Below are 9,403 nucleotides of genomic sequence, written 5' to 3'. Positions count from 1 at the left end.
CTCCTAGCCCCGCCTGACCGAAAAACGATCCCGTTTTCGCCAGCCAATCAAAAATCCCAAAAATCTACCACTTCCTTTAAAAAACTTCTATTTCCTTGATTCAAGGGGAGGTTGTGCAACGGTTACCCATGTTATGCCCAGTGCTTGTCATTTCGGTAGTTTTATGTCAAGTTTTTTAATTGTATCGTTTGCTGTTTCCAAGTGATATTCAATTAAAGGTCCACTATAATAAAAATTATTGCCCCACTTGTCAAAATGTCCAGGAACTTCACTCCTTAGTTTTTCAAAACTGTCGCCAACTTTGTACTTTATAATTGTCTTTACAAAAATTTTGTCCTGAATTTCGTCTGGCATATATCTATAAACCAACCTTGGAAACACTGTTGGTAAAATCCAAAGAAAAATTGTCAAGATAAATACAGGAGACAAAATTGAAAGAATTTTAAATTCTGGCTTGTCATTTAGTAAAGAAACTATTCTGTCACTAGTAATTAGTGTCGAGTAAGTAAACCCAAAAAGCAGTCCGATTAAAAGTGCTAGCGGCATAAACATTATTACAAGGTCAATGTCACGGAAAAGTCCTCCAACGAGAACTGAGTACACAAATCCAGCGTAAAGCGCTGTCGCAAATGGAAAAATGTGTCGTTTGAAAAGTTGTCTTGTATGGTCAAGTTTATTGAGGGGGTAGATTATAAATATTGCCCAAGCGATATAAATGAAAAGTCCAGACCAAAATAAAACCACACCGCTGTCTGTCGCCTTACCATAGGTCCAACCGAGGTAAACTGAATAGAAAAAGTTCGCCAAAGTCCAACCAATTGTAATTGAGAAAAACCCAAGAGTCTGATTGATATTTTTAATCTTTTCTGTCCTCATAGCATTGGGCATAACGGTCAAGGCTAAGAGCTGGCGGGCATTAAAACCCAATTCACTGTTCGCCACGACCAAGGTTTATTAAAGGTAATCACTTTCGATTTTGCACTTTCCGCCCGCTTGCTCTTAGGTGATGTTAGTGGCTTTTTTTTCATTTCTTAGTTCAATTAGAGCTTTTTTTGGGTAATCATCTAAACTTTCTGGATTTGTAAGTTTTCTTTCAATTTCTTCTAAAGTCAAAACTGAAAATTTATCTTTCCACATGTTTAATCTTTGTCTTTTTAATTCAATTTCAGCATCAATTATTTCCTGTCTGTTAACGAACCAATTTTTGATTACAGGCCATAAAGAATACTTGGTTTTTTCTACCTTAATTGGAAATTCTTCTGGTCTTATTAAGGTCGAGCTAATATTAAATTCCTTGTTATCCTTTGAAATTACTTTCATATAAGAATAGTTGGACCACGGGGTTGCCCAACGTTTCATATTATCGATTTTGTTTTTATGGTAGATTGGGGTGTGTAATTCAACTACTAAATCTTCAAATCGAAAGTAGAACGTTCCATTACCCTTTTTAAAAGTTATTGTTTGTTCAATTCTATCTATTTCAACAGTAAGTTCTTTATTCGATATATAATGAGTTAAGTGCATTATTGATGTAGGAATCACTTCAAAAATAAAGATTGCAATCAGCGCAAAAAGCGGGGCTAATTCCTTTGAAGTTTCCCAATCCATTCCTTTTATGTAATGCGCAAAAGGAACCGAAATAATTAACAAGAATGGCAAGGCGTACAGTTGTCTCACTAAATATTTTAGAGAGTTCAGGGTATCATTTTTATTTATTCTGTGAAGGGTTTTCATTTTTCAAAATTGCCACTAACGGTCAAGTATAAGCGTAGTGCGGGTTTTCGGAGCAATACACTGTCCGCCAACACGAACTTTGATAGATGGCAAAATACTAAATTTTAGCCACTTCGCCCGCATTACGCTTATACAATGTTGGCGGTAGTTTATTTATTCAATTCTCCTTAATACCCCCTTTAATTTTGCTTCAACTCCAAGATTATCAAAAAGTGTTTCAGTCAATGTTAATGTCTTCTTGAAAGCTGTTTTAATATCTGTCGGATCTAATTCTGATGTTGTCTGCTGAAATAACGAATACCAATCTGGATCTATGTCATTTTCCAAGCTTTTTGTTGGACTTTCCCAATGTTTGGTTTGGTATGTTTCAATTCTTATTAACCAAAGTAAATATTTTTGAACATTTGATAAGCTTTGGTAAGCGTGAGCAAATTCCTGTCGTTTAATTAAGTTGCTTGTTGTAAGTAAAACATTCAACAATGATTGGCTCAACCACAGGATATTTTCATTTGTTGTTCGATCAGGTACTTTAGTTTTTATTTCTTTGAGCGTGTTAGTCAATAAATCTTCTTTATCTACTAAAATCATCTTGTCAAAGTCGCTAAACTCTACCAATCCGTCCCACGATTTGATAACTTCCATTTGGTCGTTTGTCAAAAAATGAAACTCCCCCCTTATCATATTTTCAAAAATGGCAACTTCACTTCCAAACTCGTTGGTAAAATATAATGCCAAAGGATGAATTTGGCTTACCCAATTTTCAGCGGAAAATTTTTCTTTATCCTTCAAGAAGATGTAGAATTCAATATCTGAATATTTGTCCCCTTCATTTTTGGTAAATGACCCATACATAAATACGGCAGAAATATTTTTATCATTTTGAGCTATTGACTTTGTTTTGTCAATCATCTGTAACTGTATCATTTTCTAATTTTTTAATATTAACAATCGTCCTTTCTACTTAGCGTAGTAAAGGATATTTCAATTCTTATTCTATCTTACAGTTACTTATAGCTTCATTTTCTTGAATGTTTTTCGTTGTTAATCGTTTCTTCAAATTACCGCCAACGTTTGTATATCCTTAATATTGATGATATCATCCCGATTTGGAGTGATATCAACAATATTGTTGATATTTTTCATTTAACTTAAAAGTAAGCTCTTTTAGTTAAACATCCAATTCATCCAAAGGACTTTTTATTTGGTCAAATCCTTTCGTGGTGATATGGGTATAAATCTCGGTGGTTTTTGGGCTTTCATGTCCCAGAAGGCTCTGTATATACCTCAGGTCGGTTCCCCTTTCCAGCAAATGGGTTGCGAAGGAGTGCCTGAGGGTATGGACGGTTATTTTCTTTTTAATATCCGTTTTCAAGACTGACGCTTTTAGAATTGAACCGATGCTTGCAGCTGAGTATCGGACGGGTCGGGACGGAGTACTTCCCTGTCCTTCAAACAGGTAGACGTGGGGTCGTTCTGTTTTGAAATACTCCCGCAGTATCTTCAAGGTCTTACTGGAAAGCAGCGTATACCGGTCCTTTTTGCCTTTTGCTTGCTCTACCCGGATCTGCATCCTTTCCGAATCTATATCCTTGATTTTGAGGTTAATCAATTCACTGATCCGCAAGCCCGCTGAGTAGATTGTCATCAGGATGGCGCGGTGTTTGAGGTTGCTGGTGGCCTTCAAAATCGCAGAAACCTCCTTTTCACTCAATACCTCGGGCAATGCCTTTTCCCTGATGGGTCTATCCACATGATAATATTTGCGTTCGCCTCCCCGTACCTTTTCGAAGTAGAATTTGATTGCGTTGATTGCTTGGTTTTGATGGGAGGCGGATACTTTCCTTGTAGTCACCAAATAGTGGGAAAACTCCCTGACTTCTTTTTCACCCAATCCTTCGATATCGATGTGGGGGAAATAGTTTAAAAACTCCTCGAAAAGCGGAACATAAGCCCTGATGGTGCTGGGGCTATACCGCTTCTCTTGCAGTTTCTGGATATATTCCTCTGGGCACTTTCTGTAATTGGAAATATCAAACGCCGACTTCTTGGGTACGACCTCTGATTTCATATCTTCCTCCTCATACAGCAGTGTCCAACCCAACTCGGCAATTTTGCGCTTCACATCATCGAGGAACTTCTCTGAATAGGGGATGGTCCACCACTTGTTTTTGGGATCCCATTGGTAGTAGGGGATCGTCTTGACCAATTGGGCGAGGGCGGAATTATACCCAAAAATCAGCTTCAGCCTGCCCGTCCTCGTCCTGATGATGAGGATTTGGTTTTTGTCGATACTTCTGGCTTGGACGGAGGGCTCGGTGTTGGGCGTTTCGTGCCGGACGATTTGGCTGATCCGTTCGCCAAAGTATTGCTGCATGCGCTCAAGACTTCCGTGATAGTGCGGGATTTCCCAAAAACGATCCGCTTTGTTCCACCTCGAGAAGCGCAGGCCAAGCACAAACTGTACATCGGCTTCATTCTTGGCCATGCGCAGGATGATCTTTTTTCCTAGGATTTCGATTTGTACAGGCTTTTGGTCCATGATCAAAAAGAGGGCCCCTCGGAATTATGCCCAGAGTAGGCGGTCCAATCTACCTAATAGGCCAAAAACTTAAAAATTGGAACATGGATTTAAACGTTTAAAATCGATTCGATCACAGACCGACGGCAGCTATGGGTTTCTTGGGAGTTGACTGCACGTTTACGATTCCGCTGCAGAAAATCCCGTGGGTGTAAATCACTTCACGATTCGGGGGTTGAAATGGATCACCTGCCCGGGGGCAATACTCCCGAATATTGCCCCGTTTGGTTTCCGGCCCGACTTGGTACATCGTACTTCGTACTTGGTACATCTCCTGTCCTCGTCCCGATCGCCTTACTACCGCCTTCCTACCGCGTCCCGACCGCGTTCCTACCGTGTCCCGACCGCCACCCGACCATTACCCGATGATATTCCGTGTATGACTTGATGTGTAGAAGGGCATTTCAGGGGCTTGGCTAAGCTTCGATAGGGGTAGAAAAACAAAAACTTTGGTTCTGCCGTGTCATCTTGCGGGGCATCGGGTTTTCCCTCTGATACCAAAAGTTTTCGGGAGGAAATTCGAGGATTGATCAATGATATTTCCAATCTCGTTTTGGTTCGGTTTAGACAAAAATCCTGACTATCTCGATTTCGGGAATTCAAATCCTAAACAGCCTCTTGGTGGTGAATTCGGCTTTTCCAATTCCTCCAAACCACCCAAGCAGCGGTCCCCAAAAATGGCAAGGTGGAAAGTATGATTTTGATATTCCCACCAAAAATCCCGGCCAAGACCATCATCCCAAACAGCAACCCAAGGCCCGCAATTCCCAAATAGGTCAGGATTTTGCTTGGCTTTTTCTGGAAAAGTGTGACCAAAAGGAGGATTTGACCCATCAGAGGCAAAACTGTCAAGGGATGGATGACGTCTGCTGGATTGGAAACGAGTTTGGAAAACAACTCTGCTTCAGCCTGAAACAGAAAGGAATGCTGCCCCTGTCCCCATTCCAAGTATCCGAAAAGGGAGAAAATGATCAGGAGGAGATTGGGGAGTTTTGGGTTCACTTCAAATTTCCGTTTCCATTTTACCACAATCAATTTACACGGATTTTTCTGACATTCTCTTACCCCCGGCTTGCCTATTCTTCTTTTCCGCCCTGGAGAAATTCCTGTGGCGCGCTTCCCTTGATCTTTTTGAAGGCGCGGTTAAAGGTGGCCTTCGAGTTGAAGCCCGAATCCAAAGCCAGTGACAGGAGGGTGTAGTGTCTATTGGTGTCCGCTGTATGTTTTTTGATAAACTCCTCGATTCGAAGGCCATTGATGTAGTCGTTGAAGTTTTTGCCAAATACCTGATTGATCGCGGCGGAGAGCTGTACGGGATTGGTCTGCAGGTGCTGCGCCAATTCCTGCAAGCTCAGCTCGGGTTGGAGAAAAAGCCTCTCTGTCTCCATCAGCAGACCTAGCCGGGAAGCTAGGGCGGATTTTTCCGGATCCCTCGCATCCTTGCCGGCTGTGGTTTCGTGGTTTTGGATGGGTGCGATGCCCTGGCTTTCGGGTGTTGGGTCGGGGATGAAGTCAATACGCGCCGGCTGTTTTTGCGCATAACCCGCCAAGCCGATGTAGACCGCGACGGCGACAAGGGCGAGGTTCCACCACCAGTCTTGGTAGAAGTCGAGTGAGAATATCACATCCAAAACCACCATGATCTCCCGGAAAGCCAGCCAAAATATCATGCAGTAGATGAAGTTCCTGAACCACTTGAAGTCAATCAAATCCAGGTTGCTGAACTGCCCCATACTCCAGATCCGGTATCGTTTATAGATCAGCAAGCACTGCGAAAGATAATAAGCAAATGAGGTGACCGCAGCAATCCTCAGCACGTAGCTTGCGACCAAGTCCAGCGTTGAGGCATGCAGTGATTCTACAGCCGCAGGACCTTGGACGAAGAATGCCATTTTGTAGATGAAGTAAATGCCATAGGGCAGAAAATGCCAAAGGTGGTTTTTTTTCAACCGGAACGAACGGTTGGTCTGGGCCAGAAAGTAAAAGTACACCACAGGCCCAAACAATAAACTCACACTTCTCGGGAATCCGTTGAATTCATCCCACATGACATTGATTCCTGCAAAGCCAAACGTATAGTCCTGCAGTTCCATGGCCAAGATGAACATGATCCAGCCAAGCAATCTGTCCGATAGCCGCTGCTCGCGATACCCACGGACCAAGAGCAAAACCCAGATTACAAGGCTGAAAAAGTATCCGAATTGTAGGGGAGTGGTATAAATCGACATCGGTTTGCTGGTCAAAACAGGGAAGTCGGCAATCCATGCCAGATGTGGGTTGGATTGCCGACGGGATGGATTTCTAATTTATCAATCTTTTTTCAGGTCTTTGACCAATTTTGCCATATCGATCTTATCGCCGGGCTTGATGGATTCGTCCACGGTCAGGATCAGCACCTTTTTGGCACCATCCCGGAAGTAGATTTTTTGGCCGACCTTCAACGAAACACCACTGTTGGACATGGGCGAAAGGTTAGGATTCATCACATTTGGGATGATCAATGGAATGGACTTTAGGGATGAGTTGTGCATTGTGAAATTGATCTCGGGCGCGTTTTCGGGATTGTAGGTGTAGGGTTTGCGTTCTACGAATTCTATTGACAGGTTCATGTCATTCAAGGAATTGTTTTTCAGCCTTAGGATATGTTCTGGGTTTACCGAAACTACCGCGTTGCCATAGGATCCAAGCCCAAAGCCCTGTACTTGTTTTTTGGTTTTGGGATCGATCACCGAAACATCGATGGGGGTTTTGGAGGTGCTGCTTATGTTGACATCGAAGGAGGCAAACTCCTGATAGGTAAGTTCCACGGATTTCATGGCAGGGACTTCGATTTTTTCTTTTTTGCCCAATTGTAAGGATAGGAGCAAGGAGGCAAGGATCATGAGGTTTTTCATTTTTTCTTTTTGTTATGAGGTTACAAAGCTGACACGACCGTGCCAATCATGGGACCAAAGTAACGGTGCCGGATTTTCCCAGGCGCCTTAGATCATGATTTGAGTCCTCAAACTGTCGGGTTTACTGGCCCCAAATAATTTGAGACCCTGAGTATCCTTGGTCCAGTTAGGTTGGAGGTTTGATTTGTGTAAGGTTGGTAGGGTTTTTCCCGGGAAAACGTCGGTATTCCAATGTGTCGCTGCCCTGAAGATTTGTTCCGATCGGCCCTTATTTGATCCGACGCAATAATTGTGACTTTGCCGTAAATTTATGTTCTTGGTTGTGGCGATTCTTCCTAATTTTAAGCCATGCTTTGGACCATGTCTTTCGATATCCCCGAGGGGGACAATAAAATTACCCACCGCTCTTCCATCCTTTCTATCGGCTCCTGTTTTTCGACGATGATCGGAGAGAAGCTGGCCGAGCGGAAGTTTCCGGTTTTGAACAATCCCTTTGGTACCATTTTTAATCCCCTCTCCATTGCCAATCTATTGGAGGACTCTGCGCTGGAGATGCCCGTGAACACCGATTTGATGCTGGTCAGGGACGGGTTGTACCTGCATTTTGGGATGCATTCGGATGTGGTTGCCTACAGTCAGGATTCGCTGGAGCGCTTGATCCAAAAAAAGCAGCAGCAGGTCAAAAATTCACTGGAGCATGCAAGTCTCCTGCTCGTGACTTTTGGTACGGCTTGGGTGTATGAGTATGGGGAAAAAGGCCAAATCGTCGCCAATTGCCATAAGCAACCTGCGGATTTGTTTGAAAAAAGGCTGCTCCACCCCGACGAAATCCAAAAAGCATTCAGCAGTTTCCTGAATATTCTCCGGGAAATCAACCCCAATATCCGGGTGATTTTGACCGTCAGTCCAGTCCGCCATACAAGGGACGGCATACCGGAAAACCAACTCAGCAAATCGGTCTTGAGGCTAGCCACCCATGACTTGACGGAGACTTACGACTTTGTAAGCTATTTCCCCAGCTATGAAATCATGATGGATGAGTTGCGGGATTACCGGTTCTACAAGGAAGATCTGGTGCATCCCAATGCCCAAGCTGAGGATTACATTTGGCAGCGGTTCAAGACCGTATGGATCGATCCAAAGTCTTTCCCGCTGATAGAGGAGTTTGAGGGAATCAAGCGGGACTTGGCCCACCGGCCCTTCAATCCCGACAGTCCGGCACACATGAAGTTTCTGGACAACCTCCAGAAGAAACTGGAGAAATACAGCCGCGACTTTGACTTTTCGAAGGAAATCGACCAACTCCGGAAACAGACGCAGTATCGGGGGAAGTGAGTTGTTAGATGTGAGAAATGAGATTTGAGACTCAAGACTCAAGACTCAAGACGCAAGACATGAGATTCAAGATTTGAGACAAGAGAAGTTAGCCCTTCGATTTTGACCATTGATAGAACTATCGCCTTGTCATGGTAAAGCCCTAGGGCGTGAGTCAGGAAATTAGGCGATCTGTTCATCAGTTAGATTATGAAAATACTCTTGACAATTTTTCTAATACTGTCTTCTCGGGCATTAGTTGGCCAGGTCAAAGATTGTTTTTGCGATAAGAACACCCAAATGAATGGCGCGACTGTTTCGTGCGACACTAAAACTCTCAGCAACAACTCAAAACTCTATTGGCAATACAACTGTGATAGAATTTGGCTAACGCTTGAAAATCCAAGAGGTGAAAAGTTTGTGATTGACGAATTTGGGGTTGAATTGTATGCCTATACTTATAGACTTGGTTATCATTTAATCAAGGAATTTGAAGAAAGTTTACTCTTTAGAAGTGGATGTCCGGCAAATGGGCCTTGTTTGTACACGTTGATTGATAAAGATAAAGGCAAGAAAATAAAGGAGTTCGATCAACTCATTTGCATCGACACTGAAGTTGAATGGGAAAATCCCAATGAGTATAATTTTGACTTCATTGTGTACTTTTCTGAAACTGCGGACCAAATTATAGTTTACTATGTTGATGGAGGAAAAACGCTAAAGGTCCCTTTTAAGGAGACATTGAACGGAATCGTTCCCCAATACCAGTTTAAAAAAATGACATTAGAAAGTAATATCTTGACACTGTTTTATGAATTGGACAATCAAGCAAAAAAGACCTTGGAAATAGACCTTAATGACGAGAGGTATAGCCTTTAGCTTG

The 9,403-nt window shown here is 42.7% G+C and carries 9 protein-coding genes; 2 read left to right on the top strand and 7 right to left on the bottom strand.

Features of this window, described 5'->3' with window-relative positions; genetic code table 11:
• Window positions 1-147: 147 nt before the first annotated feature.
• The 7 genes from L0U89_RS18255 to L0U89_RS18225 form a co-directional block, all read right to left on the bottom strand.
• On the bottom strand, window positions 148-942 hold the full coding sequence (locus L0U89_RS18255; protein WP_234862839.1) for a hypothetical protein: 795 nt from the start codon (window positions 940-942) through the stop codon (window positions 148-150).
• A 57-nt stretch (window positions 943-999) separates the two neighbouring features.
• Window positions 1,000-1,734 carry a PH domain-containing protein gene (locus L0U89_RS18250; protein ID WP_234862838.1) on the bottom strand — a complete coding sequence of 245 codons (735 nt, stop codon included), beginning with the start codon at window positions 1,732-1,734 and terminating at the stop codon, window positions 1,000-1,002.
• A gap of 153 nt (window positions 1,735-1,887) precedes the next feature.
• The gene (gene lnu(I) / locus L0U89_RS18245; RefSeq protein ID WP_234862837.1) at window positions 1,888-2,658 is read right to left on the bottom strand and encodes a lincosamide nucleotidyltransferase Lnu(I); all 771 of its coding nucleotides are present in this window, start codon (window positions 2,656-2,658) and stop codon (window positions 1,888-1,890) included.
• A 244-nt stretch (window positions 2,659-2,902) separates the two neighbouring features.
• Window positions 2,903-4,273 carry a tyrosine-type recombinase/integrase gene (locus L0U89_RS18240; RefSeq protein WP_234862836.1) on the bottom strand — a complete coding sequence of 457 codons (1,371 nt, stop codon included), beginning with the start codon at window positions 4,271-4,273 and terminating at the stop codon, window positions 2,903-2,905.
• A 645-nt stretch (window positions 4,274-4,918) separates the two neighbouring features.
• Window positions 4,919-5,314 carry a hypothetical protein gene (locus tag L0U89_RS18235; protein WP_234862835.1) on the bottom strand — a complete coding sequence of 132 codons (396 nt, stop codon included), beginning with the start codon at window positions 5,312-5,314 and terminating at the stop codon, window positions 4,919-4,921.
• A 74-nt stretch (window positions 5,315-5,388) separates the two neighbouring features.
• The gene (locus tag L0U89_RS18230; RefSeq protein WP_234862834.1) at window positions 5,389-6,540 is read right to left on the bottom strand and encodes a helix-turn-helix domain-containing protein; all 1,152 of its coding nucleotides are present in this window, start codon (window positions 6,538-6,540) and stop codon (window positions 5,389-5,391) included.
• A gap of 81 nt (window positions 6,541-6,621) precedes the next feature.
• Window positions 6,622-7,206 carry a hypothetical protein gene (locus L0U89_RS18225; RefSeq protein WP_234862833.1) on the bottom strand — a complete coding sequence of 195 codons (585 nt, stop codon included), beginning with the start codon at window positions 7,204-7,206 and terminating at the stop codon, window positions 6,622-6,624.
• 348 nt (window positions 7,207-7,554) lie between these two features.
• Here L0U89_RS18225 and L0U89_RS18220 point away from each other — a divergent pair, with 348 nt between their 5' ends.
• Together L0U89_RS18220 and L0U89_RS18215 are read left to right on the top strand one after the other, a co-directional pair.
• Window positions 7,555-8,541 (top strand): GSCFA domain-containing protein, encoded by a 987-nt coding sequence (locus L0U89_RS18220; protein WP_234862832.1) that lies wholly within the window; start codon window positions 7,555-7,557, stop codon window positions 8,539-8,541.
• Between the two features lie 189 nt (window positions 8,542-8,730).
• On the top strand, window positions 8,731-9,399 hold the full coding sequence (locus L0U89_RS18215; protein ID WP_234862831.1) for a hypothetical protein: 669 nt from the start codon (window positions 8,731-8,733) through the stop codon (window positions 9,397-9,399).
• The last annotated feature ends 4 nt before the right edge of the window (window positions 9,400-9,403 follow it).

Source organism: Mariniradius sediminis (assembly GCF_021491425.1).
Taxonomy (GTDB): domain Bacteria; phylum Bacteroidota; class Bacteroidia; order Cytophagales; family Cyclobacteriaceae; genus Mariniradius; species Mariniradius saccharolyticus.
This window is presented reverse-complemented; position numbering and strand designations above follow the sequence as displayed.

What these genes read in the sequence shown, in the direction of transcription:
- L0U89_RS18250 (WP_234862838.1), bottom strand. Translation starts at nt 1,734, where the DNA reads ATGAAAACCCTTCACAGAATAAATAAAAATGATACCCTGAACTCTCTA.
- L0U89_RS18240 (WP_234862836.1), bottom strand. Translation starts at nt 4,273, where the DNA reads ATGGACCAAAAGCCTGTACAAATCGAAATCCTAGGAAAAAAGATCATC.
- L0U89_RS18230 (WP_234862834.1), bottom strand. Translation starts at nt 6,540, where the DNA reads ATGTCGATTTATACCACTCCCCTACAATTCGGATACTTTTTCAGCCTT.
- L0U89_RS18225 (WP_234862833.1), bottom strand. Translation starts at nt 7,206, where the DNA reads ATGAAAAACCTCATGATCCTTGCCTCCTTGCTCCTATCCTTACAATTG.
- L0U89_RS18220 (WP_234862832.1), top strand. Translation starts at nt 7,555, where the DNA reads ATGCTTTGGACCATGTCTTTCGATATCCCCGAGGGGGACAATAAAATT.
- L0U89_RS18215 (WP_234862831.1), top strand. Translation starts at nt 8,731, where the DNA reads ATGAAAATACTCTTGACAATTTTTCTAATACTGTCTTCTCGGGCATTA.